The sequence below is a fragment of the Mycobacterium kyogaense genome (assembly GCF_003254575.1).
Classification (GTDB): Bacteria; Actinomycetota; Actinomycetes; order Mycobacteriales; family Mycobacteriaceae; genus Mycobacterium; species Mycobacterium kyogaense.
Genome location: NZ_QJUA01000002.1, coordinates 98,744 through 125,003 on the forward strand (window position 1 = coordinate 98,744; position 26,260 = coordinate 125,003).

Annotated in this window: 23 protein-coding genes and 1 pseudogene; 6 read left to right on the top strand and 18 right to left on the bottom strand. The window is 70.1% G+C overall.

The annotated features are described in order from the left end of the window. Nucleotides 1–12 precede the first annotated feature (12 nt). From glmM to eccCa, 14 genes and pseudogenes are all read right to left on the bottom strand, one after another. Nucleotides 13–1,350: a phosphoglucosamine mutase gene (gene glmM / locus DMB80_RS02460; protein ID WP_111508421.1), complete on the bottom strand. Its 1,338-nt coding sequence runs from the start codon at nucleotides 1,348–1,350 to the stop codon at nucleotides 13–15. A gap of 115 nt (nucleotides 1,351–1,465) precedes the next feature. Continuing rightward, nucleotides 1,466–1,920, bottom strand: a pseudogene (gene rpsI, locus DMB80_RS02465) (30S ribosomal protein S9). Between the two features lie 33 nt (nucleotides 1,921–1,953). Then, the gene (gene rplM / locus DMB80_RS02470) at nucleotides 1,954–2,397 is read right to left on the bottom strand and encodes a 50S ribosomal protein L13 (RefSeq protein WP_046363974.1); all 444 of its coding nucleotides are present in this window, start codon (nucleotides 2,395–2,397) and stop codon (nucleotides 1,954–1,956) included. 182 nt (nucleotides 2,398–2,579) lie between these two features. Further along, nucleotides 2,580–3,608, bottom strand: coding sequence for an alcohol dehydrogenase AdhP (gene adhP, locus DMB80_RS02475; RefSeq protein WP_205538491.1), 1,029 nt, complete (start codon nucleotides 3,606–3,608; stop codon nucleotides 2,580–2,582). 73 nt (nucleotides 3,609–3,681) lie between these two features. Then, on the bottom strand, nucleotides 3,682–4,824 hold the full coding sequence (locus DMB80_RS02480; RefSeq protein ID WP_111508534.1) for a haloacid dehalogenase-like hydrolase: 1,143 nt from the start codon (nucleotides 4,822–4,824) through the stop codon (nucleotides 3,682–3,684). 122 nt (nucleotides 4,825–4,946) lie between these two features. Continuing rightward, a complete protein-coding gene (gene eutC / locus DMB80_RS02485; protein ID WP_162938391.1) occupies nucleotides 4,947–5,714 on the bottom strand; it encodes an ethanolamine ammonia-lyase subunit EutC in 768 nt (255 codons plus the stop codon). Further along, nucleotides 5,711–7,117 carry an ethanolamine ammonia-lyase subunit EutB gene (locus tag DMB80_RS02490; protein WP_111508423.1) on the bottom strand — a complete coding sequence of 469 codons (1,407 nt, stop codon included), beginning with the start codon at nucleotides 7,115–7,117 and terminating at the stop codon, nucleotides 5,711–5,713. The genes eutC and DMB80_RS02490 overlap by 4 nt, the downstream gene beginning before the upstream one ends. Further along, on the bottom strand, nucleotides 7,114–8,535 hold the full coding sequence (gene eat, locus DMB80_RS02495; RefSeq protein WP_111508424.1) for an ethanolamine permease: 1,422 nt from the start codon (nucleotides 8,533–8,535) through the stop codon (nucleotides 7,114–7,116). The genes DMB80_RS02490 and eat overlap by 4 nt, the downstream gene beginning before the upstream one ends. A gap of 131 nt (nucleotides 8,536–8,666) precedes the next feature. Further along, nucleotides 8,667–10,190 carry an aldehyde dehydrogenase gene (gene adh, locus DMB80_RS02500; RefSeq protein ID WP_111508425.1) on the bottom strand — a complete coding sequence of 508 codons (1,524 nt, stop codon included), beginning with the start codon at nucleotides 10,188–10,190 and terminating at the stop codon, nucleotides 8,667–8,669. A 97-nt stretch (nucleotides 10,191–10,287) separates the two neighbouring features. Continuing rightward, entirely contained in the window at nucleotides 10,288–11,592 is a 1,305-nt protein-coding gene (locus DMB80_RS02505; protein ID WP_420812110.1) for a helix-turn-helix domain-containing protein, read from the bottom strand. A gap of 135 nt (nucleotides 11,593–11,727) precedes the next feature. After that, complete coding sequence (locus DMB80_RS02510) at nucleotides 11,728–12,024, bottom strand: WXG100 family type VII secretion target (RefSeq protein ID WP_046363979.1); 297 nt, start codon at nucleotides 12,022–12,024, stop codon at nucleotides 11,728–11,730. 11 nt (nucleotides 12,025–12,035) lie between these two features. After that, nucleotides 12,036–12,368, bottom strand: coding sequence for a WXG100 family type VII secretion target (locus DMB80_RS02515; protein WP_046363980.1), 333 nt, complete (start codon nucleotides 12,366–12,368; stop codon nucleotides 12,036–12,038). 75 nt (nucleotides 12,369–12,443) lie between these two features. Next, nucleotides 12,444–13,499 (bottom strand): type VII secretion-associated protein, encoded by a 1,056-nt coding sequence (locus tag DMB80_RS02520; protein WP_240430971.1) that lies wholly within the window; start codon nucleotides 13,497–13,499, stop codon nucleotides 12,444–12,446. Further along, on the bottom strand, nucleotides 13,481–16,984 hold the full coding sequence (eccCa, locus tag DMB80_RS02525) for a type VII secretion protein EccCa (RefSeq protein ID WP_111508426.1): 3,504 nt from the start codon (nucleotides 16,982–16,984) through the stop codon (nucleotides 13,481–13,483). Before eccCa ends, DMB80_RS02520 begins: the two co-directional genes overlap by 19 nt. A 95-nt stretch (nucleotides 16,985–17,079) precedes the next feature. Here eccCa and eccD point away from each other — a divergent pair, with 95 nt between their 5' ends. Together eccD and mycP are read left to right on the top strand one after the other, a co-directional pair. Beyond that, complete coding sequence (gene eccD / locus DMB80_RS02530) at nucleotides 17,080–18,378, top strand: type VII secretion integral membrane protein EccD (RefSeq protein WP_162938392.1); 1,299 nt, start codon at nucleotides 17,080–17,082, stop codon at nucleotides 18,376–18,378. Further along, nucleotides 18,375–19,667 (top strand): type VII secretion-associated serine protease mycosin, encoded by a 1,293-nt coding sequence (gene mycP, locus DMB80_RS02535; protein WP_276131512.1) that lies wholly within the window; start codon nucleotides 18,375–18,377, stop codon nucleotides 19,665–19,667. The genes eccD and mycP overlap by 4 nt, the downstream gene beginning before the upstream one ends. Here mycP and eccB read toward each other — a convergent pair. Beyond that, the gene (gene eccB, locus DMB80_RS02540; protein ID WP_111508428.1) at nucleotides 19,632–20,996 is read right to left on the bottom strand and encodes a type VII secretion protein EccB; all 1,365 of its coding nucleotides are present in this window, start codon (nucleotides 20,994–20,996) and stop codon (nucleotides 19,632–19,634) included. The genes mycP and eccB overlap by 36 nt on opposite strands. Nucleotides 20,997–21,042: 46 nt before the next feature. Next, the gene (locus DMB80_RS02545; protein ID WP_046366595.1) at nucleotides 21,043–21,594 is read right to left on the bottom strand and encodes a CGNR zinc finger domain-containing protein; all 552 of its coding nucleotides are present in this window, start codon (nucleotides 21,592–21,594) and stop codon (nucleotides 21,043–21,045) included. 88 nt (nucleotides 21,595–21,682) lie between these two features. Between DMB80_RS02545 and DMB80_RS02550 the strand changes: the two genes are divergently transcribed. From DMB80_RS02550 to DMB80_RS02565, 4 genes are read left to right on the top strand one after another with little or no spacing between them, the layout of a single operon-like run. Continuing rightward, nucleotides 21,683–22,720 carry an EamA family transporter gene (locus tag DMB80_RS02550; protein ID WP_111508429.1) on the top strand — a complete coding sequence of 346 codons (1,038 nt, stop codon included), beginning with the start codon at nucleotides 21,683–21,685 and terminating at the stop codon, nucleotides 22,718–22,720. After that, nucleotides 22,720–23,385: a cutinase family protein gene (locus tag DMB80_RS02555; RefSeq protein WP_240430972.1), complete on the top strand. Its 666-nt coding sequence runs from the start codon at nucleotides 22,720–22,722 to the stop codon at nucleotides 23,383–23,385. Before DMB80_RS02550 ends, DMB80_RS02555 begins: the two co-directional genes overlap by 1 nt. Before the next feature lie 24 nt (nucleotides 23,386–23,409). Next, nucleotides 23,410–24,075: a cutinase family protein gene (locus DMB80_RS02560; protein ID WP_162938393.1), complete on the top strand. Its 666-nt coding sequence runs from the start codon at nucleotides 23,410–23,412 to the stop codon at nucleotides 24,073–24,075. Nucleotides 24,076–24,117: 42 nt separating this feature from the next. After that, nucleotides 24,118–24,753 (top strand): cutinase family protein, encoded by a 636-nt coding sequence (locus tag DMB80_RS02565; protein ID WP_046366592.1) that lies wholly within the window; start codon nucleotides 24,118–24,120, stop codon nucleotides 24,751–24,753. On the opposite strand, the gene truA is transcribed toward DMB80_RS02565, so the two are convergent. Together truA and rplQ are read right to left on the bottom strand one after the other, a co-directional pair. Next, complete coding sequence (gene truA, locus DMB80_RS02570; protein WP_111508430.1) at nucleotides 24,750–25,628, bottom strand: tRNA pseudouridine(38-40) synthase TruA; 879 nt, start codon at nucleotides 25,626–25,628, stop codon at nucleotides 24,750–24,752. The genes DMB80_RS02565 and truA overlap by 4 nt on opposite strands. Before the next feature lie 7 nt (nucleotides 25,629–25,635). Beyond that, complete coding sequence (gene rplQ, locus DMB80_RS02575; RefSeq protein ID WP_111508431.1) at nucleotides 25,636–26,223, bottom strand: 50S ribosomal protein L17; 588 nt, start codon at nucleotides 26,221–26,223, stop codon at nucleotides 25,636–25,638. Between the last annotated feature and the right edge of the window lie 37 nt (nucleotides 26,224–26,260).

Sequence of the window (26,260 nt, forward strand, 5' to 3'; positions counted from 1 at the left end):
CGATCGGTGAGGTCAGGACTCCGCGCTGACCGACTGGGCGACACGCGCCGCCATCTGGCGTGCGGTGTCCTCGTCGGCGGCTTCCACCATCACCCGCACCACCTGCTCGGTTCCCGAGGGACGCAACAGGATTCGGCCGGTGTCACCGAGCTCCGCCTCCACCTCGGCGACGGTGTCACGCACCGAGGGAGCATCCGCGACAGTCGCCTTGTCGGCCACCGCGACATTGATCAGCACCTGGGGCAGCGTCTGCATCGGCGCCGCGAGATCGGCCAGGCTACGGCCGGTCTGTGCCATCCGGGCCATCAGCAGCAACCCGGTCACGATCCCGTCGCCGGTGGTGCCGAAGGCCGGCAGCACGACATGCCCGGACTGCTCCCCGCCGAGGGCATAGGCCCCGGCGCGCAGTTCCTCGAGGACGTACCGGTCCCCCACCCCGGTGGTGCGCACCTCGATACCGGCCTCACGCATCGCCAGATGCAGGCCCATGTTGCTCATCACCGTCGCGACCAGCGTGTTGCGGGTCAGCTCCGCGGATTCCTGCATTGCCAGGGCCAGCACCACCATGATCGCGTCACCGTCGATGGTGCGCCCGTGCGCGTCGACGGCCAGACAGCGGTCGGCATCCCCGTCATGAGCGAGCCCCAGATCCGCGCCGTAGGACACCACAGCCGACCGCAGCGATTCCATGTGGGTGGAGCCGCAGCCGTCGTTGATGTTCAACCCGTCCGGCTCGGCGTTGATCGGGATCACGTTGGCGCCGGCGGCCCGATACGCCAGCGGCGCGGCCACCGAGGCGGCGCCGTGCGCGCAGTCCACGACGACGGTCAGCCCGTCGAGTCGGGTCCGCGCCGCCGTCTCGACGTGGCGCACATAGCGCTCGAGAGCGTCGTCGGCGTCGAGCACGCGGCCCACACCGGCGCCCGTCGGCCGCTCGCCGGGACCCTGGCGGACCAGTTCCTCGATGCGGTCCTCGGCGTCGTCGCCCAGCTTGTGCCCGCCGGGTCCGAAGATCTTGATGCCGTTGTCCGGCATCGGGTTGTGGGATGCCGAGATCATGACGCCGAAGTCGGCGTCGTACGCGGCGGTGAGAAAGGCGACCGCAGGGGTGGGCAACACGCCGACGCGTAGCGCGTCGACACCCTCGCTGGTCACACCGGCGATCACCGCGGCCTCCAACATCTCGCCGCTGGCCCGGGGATCGCGCCCCACGACGGCCAGCCGCCGGCCCGTGGTGGCCGCTCTGGTCAACCGCCGCGCCGCCGCCGCACCCAGCGCGAGCGCCAGCTCGGCGGTCAAGTCCTGGTTGGCGACGCCGCGCACTCCGTCGGTGCCGAACAGTCGAGCCATGGTGACAACCTCTCACGGGATTCTGCGAGCACCCTAATGCCCGCAGCACGCTCACAGGGCAAAGACAGGCGCCCGGCCGCTCCGAAGAGCAACCGGGCGCCTGCGTGTGGACTGATCAGCGCTTGCTGTACTGAGGCGCCTTGCGGGCCTTCTTCAGACCGTACTTCTTGCGCTCGATGGCACGCGGGTCACGCGTGAGGAAGCCGGCCTTCTTCAGCGCGGGCCGGTCCTCCGGCTGCACGATGATGAGCGCGCGGGCGATGGCCAGGCGCAGCGCACCGGCCTGACCCGAGGGGCCGCCACCATCGAGGTGGGCGTAGATGTCGAACTGCTCGACCCGGTCCACGGTCACCAGCGGAGCCTTGATCAGCTGCTGGTGCACCTTGTTCGGGAAGTAGTTCTCCAGCGTGCGGCCGTCCAGGTGGAACTGGCCGGTGCCGGGCACCAGGCGGACGCGCACGACGGCCTCCTTGCGGCGGCCGACGGTCTGGATCGGACGGTCGATGACGACGGGCTCACGAGGGGCCTCGTCGGCCTCGGCGTAGGCGCCGGTGTCGGCGGGCTCGACAACCTCGACGCTCTCGGTCGTGTACTCGGGTTCGGTCACTGGGCCACCTGCTTGATCTCGAACGGAATCGGCTGCTGCGCGGCGTGGGGATGGTTCGGGCCGGCGTACACCTTCAGCTTCTTCTGCACCTGACGGCTCAGCTTGGTGTGCGGCAGCATGCCGACGATCGCGTTCTCCACGACCCGGGTCGGGTGCTTGAGCAGCAGTTCGCCGATGGAGCGCTTGCGCAGGCCGCCGGGATACCCCGAGTGGCGGTAGGCGAACTTCTTGGTCAGTTTGTCGCCGCTGATGGCGACCTTGTCGGCGTTGATGACGATGACGAAGTCACCGCCGTCGACATTCGGCGTGAACGTCGGCTTGTGCTTGCCGCGCAGCAGCTTGGCTGCTTCGACGGCGAGCCGGCCGAGTACCACGTCCTGGGCGTCGATGACGTACCACGAGCGTGTGGTGTCACCCGCCTTCGGCGTGTACGTAGACACAGCGCTACCTCTGCTTCTTTCTCGGGTGGATCCCGGGGGTTCCGGGTGCCGGTCAGGCGTACGCTTTCGCATTCACGCTCGCACCTGCCTCGGCGACCGACGGAGACCCGAGGTACACGACAAGCGCAGCGCACGCCAACGAGGCAGCCTACCGGGGCGTGTCCCCGCAGGTCAAAACGCCCTCATCGGTAGTCGATGACCACCCGGCCGTCGATGCGCCCCTGCTCCATGCGGGCGAAGACGTCGTTGATCTCGTCGAGCGTCGCGGTGTGCACGGTCGGGTGGATCAGACCACGGGCGAAGAAGTCGATGGCCTCGACCATGTCCTGGCGCGTTCCGACGATGGAACCCCGAATCGTGAGGCCCTTGAGCACGATGTCGAAGATCGACGCCGGGAAGTCCCCGGGCGGCAGGCCGACGAACACGATCGTGCCGCCCCGGCGCGCCAAGCCGATGGCCTGACCGAACGCCTCCGGGTGCACCGCGGTGACCAGGACGCCGTGCGCGCCGCCGGTGGCCTTCTGCACCTCGGCGACGACGTCGGCGGTGCGGGCGTTGACGACGACCTCCGCGCCGAGCCGGGTGGCCAGGTCGAGTTTGGCGTCGTCGACGTCGATCGCGACGACTCGCAGCCCCATCGCGATCGCGTACTGCACGGCGACGTGGCCGAGCCCGCCGATGCCGGAGATCGCCACCCACTGCCCCGGCCGGGTGTCGGTGACCTTCAGGCCCTTGTAGACGGTGACGCCGGCGCACAGGATCGGCGCCACCTCGACCGGGTCGACACCGTCGGGAATGCGCGCTGCGTACGCCGCGTCGACCAGCATGTAGGACCCGAAGCTGCCGTCGACGGTGTAGCCGCCGTTGCGCTGGTGTTCACACAGCGTCTCCCACCCGGTGCGGCAGTACTCACAGCGACCGCACGCCGACCACAGCCACGCGTTGCCGACCTTGTCCCCCACCTTCAGGTCGTCCACGCCGTTCCCGACCGCCACCACGGTGCCGTACCCCTCATGGCCCGGAACGAAGGGCGGCGTCGGCTTCACCGGCCAATCACCCTGTGCGGCATGCAGATCGGTGTGGCAGACCCCGGACGTCTCGAGCTTCACCAGAGCCTGCCCGTCGTCGGGCTTGGGCAGTTCGAGTTCGTCGATCGTGAGCGGCGAACCCAGCTGATGGACAACGGCAGCGCGCATCGTGTTCTCGGGCATGACTCCATCCCACTGTGGGAAGGGATTGCGCGACAGGGACTTAGGGCCTCACCCCAGCGACGTCGGACCCCTCTCAGAACACCCGGTCGGCCTGATCGGGCACGAGGCTGCCGTCCGCCCGACGCAGCGGCCCGTCGCCGCCGCCGGGCTCGACGTAGCCTTCGGTCGCGCAGGCGTAGGGCTCGGCCTGGCCCTCGGGCTCGATGAACATCGGGTTCACGATCCAGCGACCGTCGGCGTCGTCGTAGGCCCGGCACATCAGCTCGGTCTTGTTGCGGTTGATCGCCAGGCGCAGAGCGGTCGCGTCGGAGAGGAAGCTGACGTCGGTGTCGGAGTCCCCCGCGCCGAACGCGGCCCGGCGCGGCGGGGTGGCCACGTCGTACGCGGCCGGACCCGAAATGCCGAAGACTTCCTCGTTGACGCGGCAGCGCTTGCCCTCGATGTAGGGGATGGAGACAGATCCGCCGCACGGCACCAACCGGGAGGTCACGACGTCACCGTCTCGCTCGGTGCGCACACCCATCACCTTGTCGGCCGGGATGCCGAGATCGGCCGCCCACACCCGGACGACGGGTTCAGCCGAGGCGGAGATGATGCGCACGTCGAAACCGTTGGCCTGCAACGCCCCGATGAGATCGCGCATCTGCGGGTAGTAGCGCACCCAGCCGGTCTGCTCGGTGCTGCCGACCCTCTGCTCAGTGCCCTCGGGTGCCGCCAGGTTCTCCTGCCGTGCCTGCTCGGCGAACCCGGCGAGCTCCGGCTCCGGCCACCCCGCCAGCAGCTGCGCGGCCCAGGCATACGCGGGTTCCATCCGGCGCGCGTCGAAGCCGGCGAAGGCAGGCTCTTTCGAGGTGGTCTCGGCGTCCCCGTACACCGAGACCAGCTCGTCTGCACAGGCCACGTCGGTGTCGGTGGGCAGCGGCTGACCAGGGTTGCCGGCCGCACACGCCCGCGACAACGCCCCGACGGCGGCCGGGGTGAGGTAGGAGCTGGTGGTGGCCCAGTCCGCGGGGGCGCGCAGCTTGCCGTGACGCACCATCCAGAAGAAGGTGGCGTCGCCGATGTCGTTCTTGACCATGGTGTTGTCCCAGTCGAACAGCGCCAGCGGAGCCCCGGTTGCCACCTCACCCGCCCCGCCACACGTGCCCAGCTCGGCCATCATCGCGTCGATGCGCTCCCGGTTGTCGCCGTACCAGCCGGGGTCGGCAGCCAGCATCCGGCAGGCCGGTGCCGCGGAGGCCTGCGGGATCTCCGAGGCGCCGGACGCGAGGACCGCCAGCGCGGCCAGCACGGGCGCGAACACCCTGCGGACATGGGTTCCGAACACGAGATCTCCTGTCAGATCAATTCAGTGGTGTCGGGCACGCCGAGCGCCCGGGAGGTGTCCTTCAGATCGACGCCCGAGCGTCCCAGCGCCACCGCACCGTCGACCAGGCTCGCCGCGATGCGCGCGGCGTCGGCGTATCCCAACCCGCCGGGCGGGTGGATGTTGGAGACGCAATTGCGGTCGGCGTCGGTGCGCCCGACGCGCGGCAGATGCGTCAGATAGATGCCGAGGCTGTCCACGACGCTCAGGCCGGGGCGTTCCCCGATGATGACCAGCACCGTGCGGACTCCGGCGGCGACGGCGATGTGGTCGCCGAGCGCCACGCGGGCCTGCGTCGCGATGACGGGCGGCGCCAGCGAGTGGCGTGGCGCGAGCTGCGCGACCAGCGCCGCCAGCAGTGCCGGACCGTGCAGACCCAGCGCCGTGGGCGAGAGTCCGTCGGCGAGAACGACACCGATGTCGGCGCCGGTCTCCGGTACGTGCGCGAGGTCGGCAGGGAGCCGGCCCAGGTCGGGCCGGCGCAGATACTCCGCGCGGGAGGTGGCTCTGCTCGACACCACCACCGGCTCGCCGACGCCGACGTCGCGCACCTCGGCGACGATCGCGTCGACGTCGAGCGGATGGTGCACCGCATCGCGGGCCGCGGCATGCGCCGCGGCGAGCTCGAGGACGTCACGGCTGGGCAGCGCGTTGCCGGCGCGACCCAATCCGATGCGGGCCTGCGTCGTGCTGCGCAGCTCGTTCCAGAATGCTTGTGCAGCAACCTGATCGGATGTCACGAGGCGGCCAATGCGCGTAGCGGCGAGCGGGTGACGTCGAGCGGGATCACCCGGCCGGCGTCGTCCATCATGCCGACCGACTGCAACCACTGCTCGAACTCCGGCGCCGGGCGCAGCCCCATCGTGCGACGGGTGACCAGCACGTCGTGGAACGACAGGCTCTGATAGCCCAGCATCACGTCGTCGGCGCCCGGCACGGTGATGACGAACGCGACCCCGGCCGCGGCGAGCAGCGTGAGCAGCGTGTCCATGTCGTTCTGGTCGGCCTCGGCATGGTTGGTGTAGCAGACGTCGACACCCATCGGCAGGCCGAGCAGCTTGCCGCAGAAGTGATCTTCCAGGCCGGCGCGCACGATCTGCTTTCCGTCGTACAGATACTCGGGGCCGATGAATCCCACCACGGTGTTGACGAGCAGCGGCTGCAGGTCCCGCGCCACCGCGTACGCCCGCGTCTCGAGGGTCTGCTGATCGACCGGCCGGCCGCCGGTGCCCAGATGAGTGCCCGAGCTCAGCGCGGACCCCTGACCGGTCTCCAGGTACATCACGTTGGTGCCGACGGTGCCGCGCCCCAGTGAGCGGGCCGCCTCGTTGCCCTCGCGCAGCACGGCGAGGTTCACGCCGAACGCCGTGTTGGCGCCTTCGGTGCCCGCGATGGACTGGAACACCAGGTCGACAGGCACGCCCTGCTCGATCAACCCGATCGTCGTCGTCACGTGCGAGAGCACGCAGGACTGCACCGGGATGTCGTAGCGGGCGCGGATCGAGTCGAGCAGGTGCAGCAGATCGGCGGTGGCGTGCGGTGAATCGGTGGCCGGGTTGATACCGATCACGGCGTCGCCGCAGCCGAGCAACAGCCCGTCCAGCACGGCGGCCGCGATGCCGCGCGGATCGTCGGTCGGGTGGTTGGGCTGCAGCCGGGTGGCCAGCGTGCCAGGGGTGCCGACGGTGGTGCGGAACGCAGCGCTGACCTCTGTCGCGGCCGCGACGGCGATCAGGTCCTGATTCCGCATGATCTTGCTGACCGCCGCGGCCATCTCCGGCGTCAGACCCGGCGTGATCGCGGCGATCCGTGCCGCGCCGTCGTCGCGCGCCGCGGCGTCGAGCAGCCAATCCCGCAACCCGCCCACCGTCAGGTGGGAGATCGCCGAAAACGCTTGGCGGTCATGGCTGTCGATGATCAGCCGGGTGACTTCGTCGGTCTCGTAGGGCACGACGAGCTCGGTGAGGAACGTGTTCAGCGAGAGGTCGGCCAATGCCCATGCCGCAGCGGCACGTTCGGCGTCACTGTCGGCGGCGCACCCGGCCAGTTGGTCACCCGAACGCAGCGGGGTGGCCTTGGCCATCAGGTCGACCAGCCCGTCGAAGCTGTAGGTCGTCCCCGAAACCTGTTGGTGGAATTTCACGTCAGCCCCTTCTCGGCCTGAGCGAGCATCGCGAACTCTTCGTCGGGTGAATTGGTGACCAGCCGGTGCCGGCTGACGAGCGCGAAATACACCAGGAACAGGGCGAACACGCCGAGACAGCACAGCGCGGCAATGGTGTCGACGAGGAAGGTCGCGATCACCGCCAGCGACGCGATCACCAACGCGAATCCTGTGGTCGCGATCCCGCCGGGGGTGCGGTAGGGCCGCGGCATGGTCGGCTCGCGCCGGCGCAACACGATGTGGCTGACCATCATCAGCACGTAGCTGACCGCGGCGCCGAACACCGCCATGTTGAGCAGCAGATCACCCTTGCCCGTCAACGACAGCGCGAAGCCGATCAGGCCGGGCACGATCAGCGCCAGCGTCGGCGCCTTCCGCGAGTTCGTCACCGACAGTGCCGTCGGCAGGTACCCGGCCCGCGACAACGCGAACAGCTGGCGGGAGTAGGCGTAGATGATCGAGAAGAAGCTGGCGATCAGTCCGGCCAATCCGATGTAGTTGACGACGGTGGCCGCGGTGCTGCTGCCCAGCGCCTCGACGAGCGGGTTGCCGGACTCCGACATCGCGGCGGCGCCGCCGGCGCCGGTCGCCAGCACGAGCACCGACACGCACGTCACCAGCAGCACACCCATCGCCGCGATGATGCCGCGCGGCACGTTGCGCTCCGGGTTCGCCGTCTCCTCCGCGGCCAGCGGCACGCCCTCGATGGCGAGGAAGAACCAGATCGCGAACGGGATGGCCGCCCAGATGCCGAGGTAGCCGTAGGGCAGCAGCGATGACGCGCCCGCCGCGTCGGTGGGTGCGATGTCGGTGAGGTTGGCGACCTCGAAACTGCCGGCCGCGGCGATCGCGAACACCAGCAGGCCGACCAGCGCGACCGCGGTGATCACGAACATCACCTTGAGCGCCTCACCGACGCCCGAGAGGTGGATGCCGATGAAGATCGCGTAGGCGACCAGGTACACCCACCAGCCGTTCTGAATGCCGAAGAGCCCCAACGACTCCACGTAGGCGCCGATGAAAGTCGCGATGGCGGCCGGGGCGATCGAGTATTCGATGAGGATGGCGGTGCCGGTGGCGAAACCGCCCCACGGCCCGAGTGCGCGCCGGGCGAAGGTGTAGCCGCCGCCCGCTGCGGGCAGCGCCGAGGACAACTCCGCCATGCCGAGCACCAGGGCCAGGTACATCGCGGCGATGATGACCGCGGCGATCGCCAGACCGCCGAAGCCGCCGTGACCGAGGCCGAAGTTCCAGCCGGAGTAATCTCCCGAGACGACGTAGCTGACGCCGAGCCCCGCAAGCAGTAGCCAGCCGGCGCTCCCCTGCTTCAGCTGGCGGCGGGCGAGGTACTCCTCGGATTGCTTGTGTTCTGCGACGGGGCGCGGGGTACTAGGCATAGACATTCATCTCTATCGGGGTGGTGTTTCGGGATCTTTAAAGGTCGGTTATCCGACCATAAAAGATGGCCGGAAAAACCCCGGCTCGGATCGCTCCGCGCCGGGGTCTTCTGGCGGCAGGGGCTACTCGATCAGAAGAAGCCGAGCGCCTTGTCGCTGTAGCTGACCAGCAGGTTCTTGGTCTGCTGGTAGTGGTCGAGCATCATCTTGTGGTTCTCGCGGCCGATGCCGGACTGCTTGTAGCCGCCGAATGCCGCGTGCGCCGGGTACTGGTGGTAGCAGTTCGTCCACACGCGGCCGGCCTTGATGTCACGGCCCGCGCGGTAGGCGGTGTTCCCGTCGCGGCTCCACACGCCGGCACCCAGGCCGTACAGCGTGTCGTTGGCGATGCTGATCGCCTCGTCGTAGTCGCTGAACGAGGTCACCGCGACGACGGGCCCGAAGATCTCCTCCTGGAACAGCCGCATCTTGTTGTGGCCAGTGAAGATCGTCGGCGCCACGTAGTAGCCGCCGTTGAGGTCGCCACCGAGTTCGGCCCGCTCACCGCCGGTGACCAGCTGGGCGCCTTCGCTCTTGCCGATCTCGATGTAGGACAGGATCTTCTCGAGCTGATCGTTGGACGCCTGCGCGCCGATCATCGTCTCGGTGTCGAGCGGATCGCCCTGGCGCACGGCCTTGGTGCGGATCGCGGCCAGCGCCAGGAACTCGTCGTAGATGTCGGCCTGGATCAGCGAGCGCGACGGGCAGGTGCACACCTCGCCCTGGTTGAGGGCGAACATCGTGAAGCCCTCGAGCGCCTTGTCCTGATAGTTGTCGGCCTCGGCCATCACGTCGTTGAAGAAGATGTTCGGGCTCTTGCCGCCGAGCTCGAGCGTGACGGGGATCAGGTTCTGCGACGCGTACTGCATGATCAGCCGGCCGGTGGTGGTCTCGCCGGTGAACGCGATCTTGGAGATGCGGTTGCTCGACGCCAGCGGCTTGCCCGCCTCGACACCGAAACCGTTGACGATGTTGACCACACCGGCGGGCAGCAGATCGCCGATGACCTCGAACAGGTAGAGGATCGACGCGGGGGTCTGCTCGGCGGGCTTGAGCACGATCGCATTGCCCGCCGCCAGCGCCGGGGCCAGCTTCCAGACGGCCATCAGGATCGGGAAGTTCCACGGGATGATCTGCCCGACGACGCCGAGCGGCTCGTGGAAGTGGTAGGCGACGGTGTCGTCGTCGACCTCCGACAGCGAACCTTCCTGGGCACGAATGCATCCGGCGAAGTAGCGGAAGTGGTCGATGGCCAGCGGGATGTCGGCGTTGAGCGTCTCGCGAATCGGCTTGCCGTTGTCCCAGGACTCGGCCAGCGCGATGGATTCGAGGTTCTCCTCGATGCGATCGGCGATCTTGTTCAGGATCACCGCCCGCTCAGCGGCCGACGACTTGCCCCACGCGGGCGCGGCGGCGTGGGCGGCGTCGAGCGCGGCCTCGATGTCGGACTCGTCCGAGCGCGGGATCTCGGTGAACGTCTGGCCGGTGACCGGCGTGGGGTTCTCGAAGTAGCGACCCGCTTTCGGCGGCACCCACTGGCCGCCGATGAAGTTCTCGTAGCGGGGCTTGAACGACATCAGGGAGCCATCGGTCCCCGGTCGGGCATACACAGTCATGGTGGTGGTACTCCTGCTCGTGTGGTGTGCATCACTGAACCTGTTCGCAACCTACGCGCGTCACCGTTGCAGCACGGTTGCATGGAGCGCCGGAGCGTCAGCCGAGTTCGTAGTCGATCCCGGCGAGATGGCCCCGCGCCTGCGCCCGCACCACCGCGTTCAGCCCGGAGCAGTCCCGCAGCGCCTGCCAGCCGTCGCGGTCGTCACGGCCCTCGGGCAGGTCCAGCCAGCGCCGCAGCAGGTCGGCGCGGCCCCGCCGGCTTTCGGCGAGCACCGCCTCACGCAGCGTGGTCGACAATGCGGTACGCAGCCGGGCCACCGCCGGGGACACCGACTGGCGCAGCAGCGGCCCCGAGTACCGGTCCAGTGCGGCCTCGACGTCACCGGCGTCCAACGCGTCGAACACCTCGCCGATGTCGCTGGTGATCGGCGCCAGCAGCCGGTACGGCCGCGAGCCGAGGTTCTCCGCGCCGATCACTTTGCGCAGCCGCGACATCTCCGCACGCACAGTGACGACGTCGAGATCCTTGTCGTCGAGCAGCACAGCGAGGTGGTCCGCGGACAACCCCTCGGGATGCCGGCTCAGCAGCACGAGGATGTCTGCGTGCCGGCCCGTCAGATAGGTGGCCTGAAGGTGCCCGTAGGCATCGGAGGTCACCCAGCGGGGCCGATCACCGCCGAGCACCACCAGGTGCGGTTTGCGCGTGGCGGGTTCGGTGCCGATTCCGGCGACCCGCAGCAGCGCCAGATGGTTCTCGACGGCGACCGCGGTGGCCCGCACCAGGGCCAGCGTCTGCGACGACGCCACCTGCGCATCGCCCGTCAGGTCGATCGCGCCGAGCAGCGCCCCGGTGGTCGGGTCGTGCACCGGGGCGGCCGTGCAACTCCACGGCTGCACGATGCGAGAGAAATGCTCCGAACCGTGGATCTGCAATTCTCGGTCCAGGGCGAGCGCGGTGCCGGGGGCGTTGGTGCCCGCGCCGCGTTCGCTCCAGTCGGCGCCGGGCACGAAGTTCATCGCCTCGGCGCGCCGGCACGCGTTCGGATCGCCCTCGACCCACAGCAGGGTGCCGTCGGCCGCGCTGACGGCCACCACCACGCCGGAGTCGATCGCGTCGTTGACCAGGAGCCGGCGGATGACCGGTAACGCCGGTGCCAACGGGTGCGTGTCACGCAGCCGCGCGGCCGCGGCCAGCGCTTCCGCGGGCCGGGCGCCGTTCAAGTCGGGGTCGACACCGACCGCGCGGCTCCGCTCCCAGCTCTGCGCGACGACCGGCCGGACCGACGAGCTCAGGTCGTCGGCATCGACTTCGCCGGCGAGGAACAGTTCATGGACAGTGCGCAGCGTCGACGAGGACAGGCGCGAGCCCGCCCGTCCGTTCGTCGTCTTCGCAGTTGCCACGCGGCGATCCTTTGTGTCCGCCATCACACCGGCCACCACCTTATCCCACCAGGCACGACGTAAGGGTCGAGAAGAACTGTGCGACCCCCGGTCGGCTCCCCTCCTCGCGGGGGTCGCACAGCGTCTGGTGGGGCGTCAGGCACCCCAGGCGTGGGCGGCGCTGCGATCGGTCGCCGCGACGTCGTCGGCGCCGTCGCGCACCGCGTCACCCAGGCGGAACAGGATGTCGTTGAGTGCGGCCGCGGACTGCTCCCACCTGGCCTGCTCGACCTGGTACGCCTCGGCGGCGTCGCGGGTCCAGACCTGCTGCAGCGGCGCGATCTGAGTCCGCAGATCGTCGAGCGCGGCATTGAAGCGGGCAGACGTCGCGTGGATCTGCTGGCGGATCGTGTGCTCGATCGCGGCGAAATCGTAGGACAGCATCGGGTCCATGTCGGTCTCCTCTACAGGTGGGCGGTCGCAGAACCGATGGCGTGGGCATGGCTGTCGGTGGCCAGGCGCAGGGTGCGCTCGTTGTCGCGGATGGTCTCGGCGATGCGTTGCAGCGCCGCGTGCAGCCGCAGCGACTCCGCGTTCCACCGGTCGACCACGTCGCGGAACCTGGCGGCCGCGACGCCACCCCACACCGAGGCGGGCACGCTGCTCATCTGGCCGATGAACGAGGCCAGCATCGCGCGGATCTCCTCGTTGCGGGCGTCGGTCTTGCCTGCCACCGCGGCCATGAGGTCGAAGTCGGTGGCGAGCGCTCCGCCGGCGGCTCCTGACGGGATCGGCATCGGGAGATCCTTCCTGTGTTGTTGGCATTACACAGAATTGGACGCACCGGCAGCAGGATCGGTTCCATCTGGTCGTCAACCGACTGCACGGGCGCTGGCTACCGCGTGCGCACACACCGCCGCGACCGCCTCGGCGTGGCCGGGTGCGCTCTGACATCCGATGGCGATCCGCACGCCCTCGTCGCCCACCACTGCCCACTGGGTGTGGCTGCCGTCCCGCACCTCGCGGTAGGTCACCGCGGCCCGGGCACCCACCACGCCGTCGGGACGGAAGTCGACGAACACCCCCGAGGGCGCGGAAGCGATTGCCCGGCGCAGGGATTCGGCGATGTCCGGGAGAGACGCGGGCCCGAGGGACTGCGTGAGGTGCAGTGCGGGCAGACCATCGGTTCCGGCGATCCTCACCCTCGCCGAACCGAGTCCCGACGTGATGCGCTGCGCCGTCCAGTCGGTCGGCACCTCGATCGCGACCCGACCCTCGGTGAGCACTCTCCACTGCGCCGGCGCCGGATGACGCGGCAGCCAGGGCACGAGGAGCGCCATCAGCGCCGTGGAGGCGGCTAAGGCGATCACGGGCCGGCGGATTCTGGATCGCGCCGGCGCGAGCGTCGCTGCCACCGCGGCCTCGACGTCGTCGCGCCCGCTGAGGCGGCCGGTGCCGGAGGGCGGCGCGGCGACCCCGGGCGGAACGTCGACCAGCACTGAGCCCAGCCTCGGCAGGGCGTCACGGTCGAGCACGCGGAGAGGCTGCCCGGGCTCGGTGATCGCGACGAGGTCAGCCGAGACCTCCGCGACTGCCCCGCTCTGGGCTGCGCTCAGCAGTGGTCCCCGCCGGAACACCCGAACGTCGCCGGCGACCGCGCCTGCGGCGTCGGTCACGGCCGCCGTCCAGCGGCTGGGCCACCAGCTCGGCACCACCACCGCGAGTGATCGCTTGCGCCCGCCCGCTGCCGTCGAGAGCACCTCGCGCAGGAGGTCGGCCACCTCGACGACGCGGTCGTCCACCACCGCGAGCCGGTCCCCCACGCCCGCGACGGCCGCCTCCGCCCAGGCTTCCGGCGGGGTGCCCGGTCCCCGTACCGTCACCGGCCCGACCTCGACGACGACCGGCGTCACGGCGGGTCGAGCCACCCCACCTGGACCAGTTCGTCGGCGCGGCCACGCACCGACAGCACCCCGCGCCCACGTGGCAGCGGCGCAGGCCGAGTACTGCCCAGCAGCGTCCCTTCCTCCGGCGAGGCGCTCATCATGAATCCGGAGCAGCCCATCTCCCGCAGCCGGGTGAGCACCGGGTCGAACATCGCCCGGGCGGCCCCGCCGGACCGGCGGGCGACGACGACGTGCAGGCCGAGGTCCTTGGCGTGGGGCAGGAAGTCGGCGAGCAGGGTGAGCGGGTTGCCGGTGGCGCCGGCCACCAGGTCGTAATCGTCGACGACGACGTAGATCTCCGGCCCGGTCCACCACGAGCGGTCCCGCAGCGCCCGCTGGGTGACGTGTTCGTCGGGCATGCGGTCCGTCAGCCGGGCGGTCAGCGCACTCAGGCGAGACTCGAGCGCCACCGGTGATGCGGAATATCCGGCGAGATGGTCGCTTTCGACGACGCCGAGCAGCGTCCGGCGGTAGTCGACCAGTTCCAGGGCGACCTCCTGCGGGGTGTGCGTGCGCACCAGATCAGTGCACAGCGTGCGCAGCAGAGCCGTCTTGCCGGATTCTCCGTCGCCAAGGATCAGCAGGTGTGGGTGATCGATGACGTCGAGCACGGCAGCGCCCAGATCACGCTCCCGTAGACCGAGGAGTAGGCCGCCCGGCAGACGCGACGCAGCGCTGATCGTGTCGAAATGCACGGTGGTGGGCAGCAATTCGACTCGCGGTGCACGTGAGCCACCGGCTTGTGCAGGGATGTGCGAGGTACCGGGCAGGGCGATCGCCATCAGGTGGCCGTCGCGGGTCAGGCCGCGCCCGGCCGGTGCGGTGCTCAGCTCCCGGGCTCGTCGCCGATCCATCTCGGACTCCGCGGGCTCCCCCAGTCTCAGTTCGATCCGCGTGCCGAGCTGATCCTTCAGCGCCGGTCGCAGATCGGCCCACCGGGAGGCCGTCAGCACCACGTGGACGCCGTAGGAGAGCCCGCGTGCCGCGAGCGCGGTGATCGCAGACTCGAGGACGTCGAATTCGCTGCGCACGGTCGACCATCCGTCGACGACGAGGAACACGTCCGGGTCGGTGTCGGCGCGGGAGTTCTCCTCGCGGTCGCGCAGCACGCCGTCGAGGTGGGCGACGGTGCGGCGACACAGTTCGGCCTCGTGCCGACCCGCCACGCACCCGACGTGCGGGAGGTCGCGAAGCGCAGCCAATGCTCCGCCGCCGAAGTCCAGGCAGTAGAACTGCACCGTCGCGGCATCGTGGCGCGCAGCCAGCGCAGCGACCAACGTCCGCAGCGCCGTCGACTTGCCGGACTGCGGCGCGCCCACGATCGCGGCATTGCCCGCTGCGCCCGACATGTCGACCACATACGGCTCGTACCGCTGCTCGGCCGGGCGGTCGATCAGGCCGATCGGCACGTGTAGCGGGCTCGATGCAACGGTGCCGAGCAGGTCCTCGAGAATCGGCGAACGCCGCAGCGGCGGTAGCCACACGCGGTGCGCCTCACCGCCGTGGCCCTGCAGCTGGTTCAGCATCGTCGTCAGGAGCGGACGCGACGGGGCCTCCTGCGCAACGGGTTGCGCCGCGGCCGACGTGAACGCTTGTGGCACAACGCATGTGCCGTCCGACACCGTGGACGCACCGGGAATGTGGCCGGAGACGAAGGCCGCCTGGAAACGGGTCAGCTGTCCGGCAGAGGTCTTGAGATAGGCGGCCCCGGGACGAGCGGGCAGGTGATGGGCGTCGGCCACCCCGAGGACCGCGCGGGAGTCGGCTGCCGAGAACGTCTTCAGACACACGCGATAGGACAGGTGGGCGTCCAGGCCCCGCAGCCGCCCTTCGTCGAGGCGTTGGCTGGCCAGCAGGAGATGGACGCCCAGCGAGCGACCGAGCCGGCCCATTGCGACGAACAGATCGGCGAAGTCGGGATGCTGGCTGAGCAGTTCGGAGAACTCGTCGACGACGACGAACAACGACGGCAGCGGCGCCAGGGCAGGATCCTTTGTGCGGGCGCGCCGGTACGCCGCGAGGTCGGCGAGATTGCCCGCTGCCCGGAGAACCTCCTGCCTGCGGGTGATCTCCCCGGAGAGCGCATCACGCATTCTCGCCACCAGCGGCGCCTCGTCGGCGAGATTCGTGATCACCGCCGAGACGTGGTTCACGGTGTCCAGGCCGAGAAATGTTGCGCCGCCCTTGAAATCGACGAGGACGAGGTTCAGATCGTCCGGCGAGTGCGTGGTGATCATGCCGAGGACGAGGGTGCGGAGGAACTCCGATTTACCGGATCCGGTGGCGCCGACGCACAATCCATGCGGCCCCATCCCGCCGGCAGCGGATTCGGAGATGTCGAGGTGGACCGTGCCACCGTCCTCGTCCACGCCGATGGGCACCCGCAACGGAGTGTCGGTCGGCTGCGACCATCGGACGACCGGGTCGAACACGCTCGGGTCCGCGATGCCCATCAGCGCCGGCCAGCCGTCGCGACCCGACGATGCCCGGCGCAGCGAGCAGCGGGCCACGCGCCGGGCACAGGTCAGCGCCTCCGGCAGAGACAGCTGGTCGTACCGGGCGGAGATCTCGACGCCGTCGGCGGCCAGGACGACCGGCGACCGTGCGGCACGGATGCGCACGACCGTCACGTCGTCGGCGGTCGGCGGTGCCGTACCGTCTGCGACGACCACTCGATGCCGCGTCCCGTCGCCCGCACGAGAATGCGGCAGCCATTTCAGCCAGTCCCATTCGGCGCCGCCGTCCCGGTCGGTCACGATCCCGAGCAGCGCGGGCGAATGCGCGACGGCGAGCTGGCAGACGAGCGCCCGCACGACCGCACGACACGTGTTCGACTCCCCGGTGACCGTCACCATTCGGGTGTCATGCAAAGGCACCAGCACCGGCATGTCCGGAACGAGCGACCGATTCTCGGCCAGGGTTCGCACCGCCGTCGCAGTCACCGGATCGGCGTTCTCGTCGGATGCGAGCTCCGGCAGCACAGCCGCCGTCAGCGGGTCGACATCACCGATTCCGGCTCGTACACAGAGAAAGTCGGGGTGGGTTTCGTCTCGCTGCCACATCTGCTGCGTGCCGGCGAGCGACCACAGCGCTTCCGGCTCGGGATGGTGCCTGTGCGACCATCGGTGCTGGGCCGCGGCGCCGGCCCGCAGGATGCCGTCGACGGTGTCGAGATAGCGCAGGTAATCGGCGCGCTGGGCGTTGATCTCGGCGGTGCGGGCCCCGCCGCGACCGCCGTGGGCCAGCATGCCGATCAGCGAGACCAGCATCATCACCGGCAGTGCGAGGAACATCGGACTTCGCGGCGACGATGCGCCCGATCGCAAATACAACGCGCTCATGCCGATCACGGCGGCGACCATCGCGACCGGCATCATCCGGGCCATGGGACTGACAGGTGAGGCCTCCGGCAGCTCGGGCGGCGCGTCGAGAGCGATCCGGCAGCCGGGCGGGCGCGCAAGTTCCATGTAGGAACAGACGCACCAGCGCGCTGTGCGGTTCCATCCAGCGACGAGAAATTTCGGTGCCTACCGGCCCCCTGTACGCCAGTTACGTTGCTGTGGTGACGAATACCGTGCGCCGAGTGGCTGTCCACCTTCCGCGGCAGCGGCTCAGCGCGGATCTGGTGCTGCCGGCGCAGTGTCCGGTCGCCCAGCTCCTGCCCGCACTGGTGGACGGCGTGGTGGGCGACCGCGCGTCCGTGGCGGAGGCGGCGCGGTGGTACCTGGCTCCGGTGGCGGGGCTACCGCTCGACCCGACGAAAAGCCTGCACGACAACGGTGTTCGTGACGGTGACCTGCTGCTGTTGACCGACGAACCCGCGCCACCTCCCCGAGTGACGACGGGAGCCCCCACGGACGCGATCATCGCCGCCGGCCGCCCTCCCGCTCCGCGCGCCGGCGGGTGGGAGGCTGCGATCGCGACGAGTGTGCTGCTCGCGCTGGCCTCGACTCTCTGCTGGGTGGGGTGCACGAGCGGAGACGAGCCGGCACTGTGGGTGAGCGCGGCCATCGCACTGTCCGCGGCGGTCGCCGCCGTCGCGGGCTGGGTCACCGCACCGCTGTCGGATGCACTGAGCGTCGGGGCGGTCGGCCACGCTGCGGTCACCGGGGCACTGGCCGCGGCCGGCTTCTCCTGGCCGGTCGTCGTCGCTGTCGCCGCGACGGCTGCCCTGGCGATGGCGGTGTGTCTGGCGATGGCGTCGGTCCGCAGCGGTATCGCTGCCGTGTCGGCGACGACCGGGTGTGCTGCAGCGGCCGGCGCGGTCATGCTCGCCGCGATCATCGGCGCACTGTGCAGCGGGGACGTCGCGGCGATCGGCGCGCTGCTGACCGGTACGTCACTGGCTGCGCTCGCCGGTGCTGCGTCGCTCGCGGTGACACTCGCCGGCATCGGGCCGGCACGTCGCGCGGTCGGAACACGACGCGCGCAGGTGGCGCACCGACTGCTCACGGGACTGACGGCGGGCTGGTGCGGTACAGCGATGGTCGGCGTCGCCCTGGTCGCCACCCAGAGCCGATACCCGGCGCTGACAGGCTTTTTCGCGGCTGCTGTCGGAACTGCGCTGACTCTGCGACGGCGTGTCCACCTCGACCCCGTCCGCCGGCGGGTCCTGACCGGCGCGGGTCTCGCAGCACTGGGGATCGCGCTGTTCGTCGCGGTGAGCGCGAGTCCGTCGACGGCGCCATGGTGGTGCTGTGGCGTCGCGGTCGCCGGCGCGACCCTGATACATCTGCGGGACAGACAATGGAACCCATTGATGCGCAGCGTGATCCGCGGCATCGAATACATCGCCATAGCTGCGGTTCTGCCGCTGGCCGCGTGGCTGGCCGGCGTGTACGACGCGGTGGGCCTGCCGTGACGCGGATCGGGCGCGTGCTGGCCGTCACGGCGCTCACCGTGGGGCTGACACCGCCGACACCGGCCGGCGCGTCGATCTCTCCGCCACCGATCGACGACTCGCGGTTGCCGCCCGCGGGGTCCGCACGACCGCCGCAGCCGACCGAACAACGAGTCGACTGTGTCGCGGTACACGACGCGACCTCCGCCGGCCGCCTTCTCGACGACGTGTCGCTGGTGTGGCCGCTGACCCGTGGTGACGGTCAGACAGTGGCGATTATCGACACCGGAGTGGCCCGCCATCGCCGCCTGCCCCACCTCGTCGCGGGCGGTGACTTCGTCAGCACCGGCGACGGGACCGCCGACTGCGACGGCCACGGCTCGATCGTCGCTGGACTGATCGGCGCGAGCCCGGACCCGTCGGACAGCTTCGCCGGTGTGGCACCCGAGGCTGCGCTGCTGTCGATTCGCCAGTCCAGCAACAAGTTCGATGTCACTCAGGGAAACGAGGGCTCGGGCGTCGGGGATGTGCAGACCCTGGCCGCGGCCGTCCGGCTGGCGGCGGATCTGGGCGCCACCGTCATCAACATCTCGTCGGTGGCCTGCCTGGCCGCGGACGCCGGGCTCGACGACCGGGCCCTGGGTGCGGCGCTGGCCTACGCCGTCGACATCACCAATGCCGTCGTCGTCAGCGCGGCGGGCAACGTGGGCGGCGCCGGTCAGTGCCCCGCACAGAACGGCGCCGACGTCACGGTGGTGGCCAGCCCGGCCTGGTACGACGACTATGTCCTGACCGTCGGCTCGTCGAGCGCCGACGGCTCCGCCTCTGACTTCAGCCTCGCCGGACCGTGGGTCGACGTCGCGGCGCCGGGCGAGAACGTCGTGTCGCTCGCCGCGGCACCCGACGGTCTGGTGGATTCCACCGTCAGCGGCGCTCGGCTGTCCGGCACCAGCTACGCGGCGCCGCTGGTGTCGGGGCTCGCCGCTCTGGTGCGGGCCCGGCACCCCGAACTCACCGCCCGGCAGGTGATGGCCCGCATCGAGGACACCGCGCGCCATCCCGCGGGTGGCTGGTCCCCCGCGGTCGGCCATGGGGTCGTCGACGTGCTGGCCGCGGTGGGCGACGTCGCGCCGCCGGTCCCGCGCCCGGCCACGACGATCTCCGGCATGCCGGCCGAGCAGCGTGAGAGAGAGCCGGCGTCGCCGGTACGCACCGTGCTGCTGTGCGCGGGACTCATCGGCGCGGTGGCTGTCGCCGGCGCGGCGCCCGGCCGGTCACGGCCCCGCGAGGATGACGTCGCGGCCGACTGACGCGGCCCGCACACTCAGCTCTGGCCCCCGCGGGAGGCCGGCCAGAAACACCCACGGAATCGGCGAAGCCGGCAGCGAGAAGCCCAATCGTCGCGCAGCATCGACATTCTCGATGCCGAACAGGACGCCGGAGTCGGCGAGCAGGAACAGAGGTCCCGCCTCGCCATCCGAATCGGACCCGCCGAGCGCGACCGAACGCACCAGCAGGGCGCCGCCAGAGAGCGCGACCGCGTCGACGGCCGGTCCGTCGCCGTCGGCCTGCGCCAACGCAACGCCGGGCGGCGGTGTCGTGTCGGTGACCACGACGGCGCTCTGCCCTTCGGCGTCGCCGGTGCGCGGCCCCCAGCGTGCGCACACGACCCGGGCCCTTCGCGTCCCCGCATGCTCGGGGTAGGTGGTGACGGGTAGCGAGTCCACCACCGGAACCGTGCCGAGGATGTCGGGCGGCACCACAGGCACCGTCGCGCCCGCCCGCCCGTCGGTGTAGCGAATCAGGTCGGCGGTGACCTCGCCGATGCGTTGCAGACCGCCACGCAGAACCACGAACTGCGCATCGGACACCGCGACCACGGTTCCGACCGGATACTCGCGTAGAGGACCCGGCCCCGGCGCACCGCGGTCGGGAATGCGCGGGGCCTCGATGGCGGGCGCCTCCGGCAGGGCGGCGAGGACGGCTTCGGAGATGGGAAGGGCCGCAACGCCGTCGAGTCGCAGCGCCCGGACCACGGCGGGGTGGCGCAGATCGACCCGGGCCCTGTGGCCGCCGGTGAGCAGATACGTCTGCGCGGGGTTGGCCCCGCGAGGGGTGACCAGCAGCGCCTGCTGTGGCACCGTGACGGCGGGGGCCGGCGCACCGACGATCACCGCGGTGCGCCCGTCCTCGTCGCACACCAGTGCCGACTCCGCGATCGGTGACGACGAAAGATTCTGCGGCGCAGCAGGTATGCCCATCAGCGCGCCGCGCTTCTGCGCGTCGACAGCCGACTGGGACACCACCCTCGGCGGCTCCGAACTGCCCGTGATCAGCCGTGCGGACGCCAGGTTCGAGACCGGGTGCAGGGTGTCGTCGACCCGTACGTAGAACGTGCCGGTCTCTCGGACCACGACGACGGGCGCGTCACCGATGTCGGCTGCCGGCCGGAACACCGCGATGACCGCGCACACGGCGACCCCGGCGGCCGCCAGCACCGCCCCGGCGGTGAGCGAGAGCGACTGTGCGCGTAGCGGATCGTCGAGCATTCTGGCGTCGCCGCGGACGAGCGCATGGGTCATGCGGCGCATCAGGAAGCGGTGACCGCTGACCTGCAGCCGTGTGGCCGGTTGACGCATGACACCCCCCGCAGGCCAGCGTAACGAGGCGCGGCCGGGGGTCAGATCACTTGTTGGAGCGCCGTTCCCGGTAGGCGGCGACGTGCTGGCGGTTGCCGCAGTTGCCGGTGTCGCAGAACTTCCCCGAGCGATTGCGCGACAGGTCGACCAGCACGGCCTCGCAATCCGGTGCGGCGCAGATCTTGAGTCGGCGAAGGTCACCGGCGCGGATCAGGTCAGCCAGCGCCATCGCGAATTCCGCGCCCATGCGCTGCCACAGCGGGTCGTGCACCGAGGCCAGGTGCAGGTGCCACTCCGGCATCTCGGGATGCCGCGTCAGCCACGGTGCCGCCCGGGTGTCGGCGAGCAGGGCGTTCACCTGCCCGACCGCCCGGGCCTCGTCGTCGGCGATCTCCCAGATCCCGCCGAGCCGGGTGCGCAGCCGGTGTACGGATTCGAGCTCAGCGGCGTCGTGGTCCCGCCGCCCGGTCCAGCCGAAGCTGTCCAGGTACTCGTCGAGCGCATGCAGGTCGGCGAGGTGCTCACCGTCCACCCGATCGGTGTTGATCAGCACCGCCGCTGCCCGCAGGGTCAGCTCGGTGTCATGACTGAAAATCATTTGACTCGTGACTCCTTCCGGCGGTAGCGTCACGACCAAAGTTCAGTTTACTCATGTCGTCGCAGATCAGACCAGTGGAGGTGCACCCATGTCCGTGCTGACGCCGCGCTCGCGGTTCCGTAGCGGCCTCCTCTTCGCAGTTGCCTCGGCGTTTGCCTTCGGCTGTTCGGGTCCGTTCGGCAAAGCTCTGATGACCGCCGGCTGGAGCCCGACGGCCGCGGTCACCGCCCGGCTGGCCGGCGGTGCGCTGACGATGGCCGTGTTCGCCACCGTCGCACATCCCGGCTGGTTGCGCGAGGCACGCCACCACGTGCGCACGATCGTCGCCTACGGTCTGATTCCCATCGCCGGAGCGCAGCTGTTCTACTACAACGCCGTCGCGCACCTCACGGTCGGCGTCGCACTGTTGCTCGAGTACACCGCGCCGGTCCTCGTGGTGGGCTGGCTGTGGGCGACCACCGGGCGACGCCCCAGCGCGTTGACCCTCTCCGGCGTGGTGCTGGCGGTCGCCGGCATCACCGCCGTGCTCGGTCTGATCGGCCCGCACGGCTTCTCCCCGGTGGACTTCGATCTCGTCGGCGTGGGGTTCGGCCTGGCCGCCGCCGTGTGCGCGGCCTGCTACTTCATGATGTCGGAGAAGGTGTCGGGATCCAGCGGTGCAATCGGGGACGAGCACCCCGACGCCCCGTTGCATCCGATCACGCTGGCCACGGCGGGCCTGTTCGTCGGCGCGGCCGCGGTCTCGCTCATCGGCATCACCGGCCTGATGCCGATGACGTTCACGGCCAACGACACGGTCGTCGCCGGCATCACCACGTCCTGGGTCCTCCCGGTCGCGGCGCTGGCCCTGTTCCCGACCGCGATCGCCTACACCCTCGGCATCGTGGGCATCGCCCGCCTGAAGCCGCGGTTCGCATCGCTGGTCGGCCTGTCCGAGGTCATGTTCGCCGTACTGGCGGCGTGGGTGCTCGTCGGCGAAGCGGTCACCGCCACCCAGGCAGTGGGCGGCGCGATCGTGCTCGCCGGGTTGGCGATCGCCCGGCAAGGCGACCGGAGCGATCTCGCCGAGGCGAGCACCGCGACCTGGCCTGACGCCCCGCTAGGTGAGCTAACATCACCGAGGTGATGATCGATCTTGATATGCGCCGGAGAGCCGGTGTCCTGACCATCGCCGCCACTGCCGTCAGCGCGGCAGCGATGGTCGCGGCACCGGTCCTCACCGCGCCCGTAGCGACGGCCCAGGGCTGCCCGGACATCGAAGTGGTCTTCGCGCGCGGCACGGATGAGCCGCCCGGACTCGGCCGGGTCGGCGGCGCGTTCGTCGACTCGCTGAGAGATCGCGTCGGGGGCCGTTCCCTCGGTACCTATGCCGTCAACTACCCGGCGTCGTTCGACTTTCTCCAAGTCGCCGCCGGCGCCAACGACGCCAGCGATCACATCCAGTACATGATCGCGAACTGCCCCAACACCCGACTGGTCCTCGGCGGCTACTCGCAGGGCGCGGCCGTCGTCGACGTCATCGCTGCGGTCCCCGTGCCGGGCGCCGGCTTCACCGCACCCCTGCCACCCAACGCCCCCGATCACGTGGCGGCGATCGCGGTGTTCGGCAACCCGTCGGCGAAGATCGGGCTGCCGCTGACATCGAGCCCGATCTGGGGAGGCCGGTCCATCGACCTGTGCACAGCCAACGATCCGGTGTGTTCGGGCGGCGACGACATCCCCGCCCACAGCAACTACGGGCCGTCCGGGCTGACAGATCAGGCCGCCGGATTCGTCGCGGGACTTTTGTAGACGAGCTATACGTTACGGTGCATTGTGCGATCTGACCGACTGCGCCGCCTCGCCGCGGCCGCTGCCGCGGCGGCCCTGCCCGTCGCCGCCACTGCCGTCCTGCCTGCTCCGACCGCCTCGGCCCAGCCCTGCTCGGACGTCGAAGTGATCTTCGCCCGCGGCACCAGCGAGCCGCCCGGTATCGGGCGCGTGGGCCAGGCGCTGACCGATGTGCTGAGCACGCAACTCGGTGGCCGGACGGTCAGCACCTACGGGGTCAACTACCCCGCCAGCTACGACTTCCTCAACACCGCGGTGGGCGCCACCGACGCCGCCGGCCGGATCGCCTCGCTGGCGGCGCAGTGCCCGAACACGAAGATCGTGCTCGGCGGGTACTCGCAGGGCGCTGCGGTGGTCGACATGCTCGCCGGTGTGCCGCCGCTGGGGAACAAGATCGGCGAGATCGGCTCGGCCCCTCCGCTGTCCTCCGGTCTGATCGGAAACGTCGACGCGGTCGCGGTGTTCGGCAATCCGGCCGCGAAGTTCGGCAACCCGGTCTCGGGCGCGGGCTCCTTCACCGGGAAGGCGATCGACCTCTGCGCCGACGGTGACCCGATCTGCTCGGACGGCCGAAACCCGTTCGCGCACACCCACTACGAGTCATCACCGTTCATCGGCCAGGCCGCAGGGTTCGCCGCAGCCCGAGTCTGACCTATCATCGGCAAGGTGACTGTCTCGCTCCGCCACGTTGTCATGTCGGTGGCGGCTGCCGTCACCATGGTCGCCGGGTTGGTCGGGCCCACGGCGCCCACCGCCTCGGCCGAGTCCTGCCCTCAAGCCGAATTGATCTTCGCTCGCGGACGCCTCGAGTCGCCGGGAGCCGGACAGATCGGCAACGCGCTGGCCTCGGCGCTGCGCAGCAAGACGGGTAAGGACGTCCGGCTCTACGCGGTGAAGTATCCCGCCGACACCGAGGTCGACATCGGCGCCAACGACATGAGCGGGCGCATCTCGTACATGACGGGCACCTGCCCCGACACCCGGCTGGTGCTGGGCGGCTACTCGCTGGGTGCCGCCGTCACCGATGTCGTGGTGGCCGTCCCGATCGCCGCCTTCGGATTCAAGAATCCGATGCCCGACGGCGCCGATTCGCACATCGCCGCGATCACGCTGTTCGGCAACGGCAGCCAGTGGGTCGGTCCGATCGCCAACTTCACCAACCCGGCGCTGCGCGAGAAGATCATCGAGCTGTGCCACGGGGACGACCCGATCTGCAATCCGACCGACCCGAACAACTGGCAGGACTACTGGCCCGACCACCTTGCTCCGGCCTACATCAAGGCCGGCATGGTGAACCAGGCCGCCGACTTCGTCGCAGGCAGGCTCTAGCTGACCTCGTCCGCGCTGCGCACGTCCCGGGTGATCGCGGTGCGCGCCGCCAATTCCTCGTCGGGCGGATAGTCCACACCCACGAGCGTCAGTCCCCGCGCCGGTGCCGCAGCGAAATCGCTCGACCGCCGGGTCTCGGTCAGCAGCGCTGAACACCATGCCGCGTCGCGGCGATGCTCACCGACCGCGAGCAGAGCGCCGACCAGCGAGCGCACCATGTTCCAGCAGAACGCATCGGCGCTGACGTGGATCGTGATGGCGTCCCCGGTGCGCACGACGTCGAGCCGCTGCAGGTCACGGATCGTCGTCGCGCCGTCGCGGTGTCGGCAGAACGCCGCGAAGTTCCGCAGCCCCAGCAGGTGCCGGGCCGCGGTCGACATCGCCGCGCTGTCGAGCGGGCGAGGCCACGCGGTGACGAAACGCGCCTCGGCCGGCAGCACACCGTAGGGAGCCGTCGACAACCAGTAGGTGTAGTGGCGACGCAGCGCCGCAAACCGCGCGTCGAATCCCGCTGCGGCGCGGGCGATCTGCATTACGCGCACGTCCTGCGGCAGTAGCCGGCCGAGTCGGCGGACCAGCGGGCCGAACTCGGGCTCGCCGGCACGCGAGGTGCGGGGGTAGGCATGAGAGAGCGCCTGCGCGGGCACGTCGACGTGCGCGACCTGACCGGTGGCGTGCACACCGGAGTCGGTGCGCCCTGCGGCGCGGGTGAGCACTGGGGTGCGGAACACCGTCGTCAACGCACCGTCGATGACGCCGGCCACCGTACGCTGCCCGGCCTGCGTCGCCCAGCCGGCGAATTCCGTTCCGTCGTAAGCGATGTCGAGACGAAGACGAACGAGCCCGCCATCGGAATCGATGACGGGCTCGTTCATGAAACTGCTACTTGGCGTCGTCGGATTCTGCGTCGACCTCGTCCTCAGCCTTGGCCTCCTGCGCCTCGACCTCGACGTCAGACTCGTCGGCGATCGGGGTCTCGTCGACGGCCTCGGCCTCTTCGGCAGACGGCCCCTCGGCCGCTTCCGGCTCGACGGCAGCCTGCGGGGCGGCAGCCGCCGCGACCTTCTGGGCGGAGTCGGCGCGGCGCGCCCGGTTGGCCTCAGACGTCACCGTCTTCTCCCGCACCAGCTCGATGACCGCCATGGGCGCGTTGTCGCCCTTGCGGTTCTCGACCTTGATGATGCGGGTGTAGCCGCCGGCGCGATCAGCGAAGAACGGGCCGATCTCCGCGAACAGGATGTGCACGACGTCCTTGTCGCGGATCTTCTTCATCACCTCACGCCGGTTGTGCAACTCGCCCTTCTTGGCGTGGGTGATGAGCTTCTCGGCGTACGGACGCAACGCCCGCGCCTTGGGCTCCGTCGTCTTGATGCGGCCGTGCTCGAAGAGCGAGGTGGCCAGGTTGGCCAGGATCGCCTTCTGGTGCGACGACGAACCGCCGAGGCGGGGTCCCTTGGTGGGCTTGGGCATTGCGACTGTCTCCTAGATGGGGCCGACCCCCGTATGA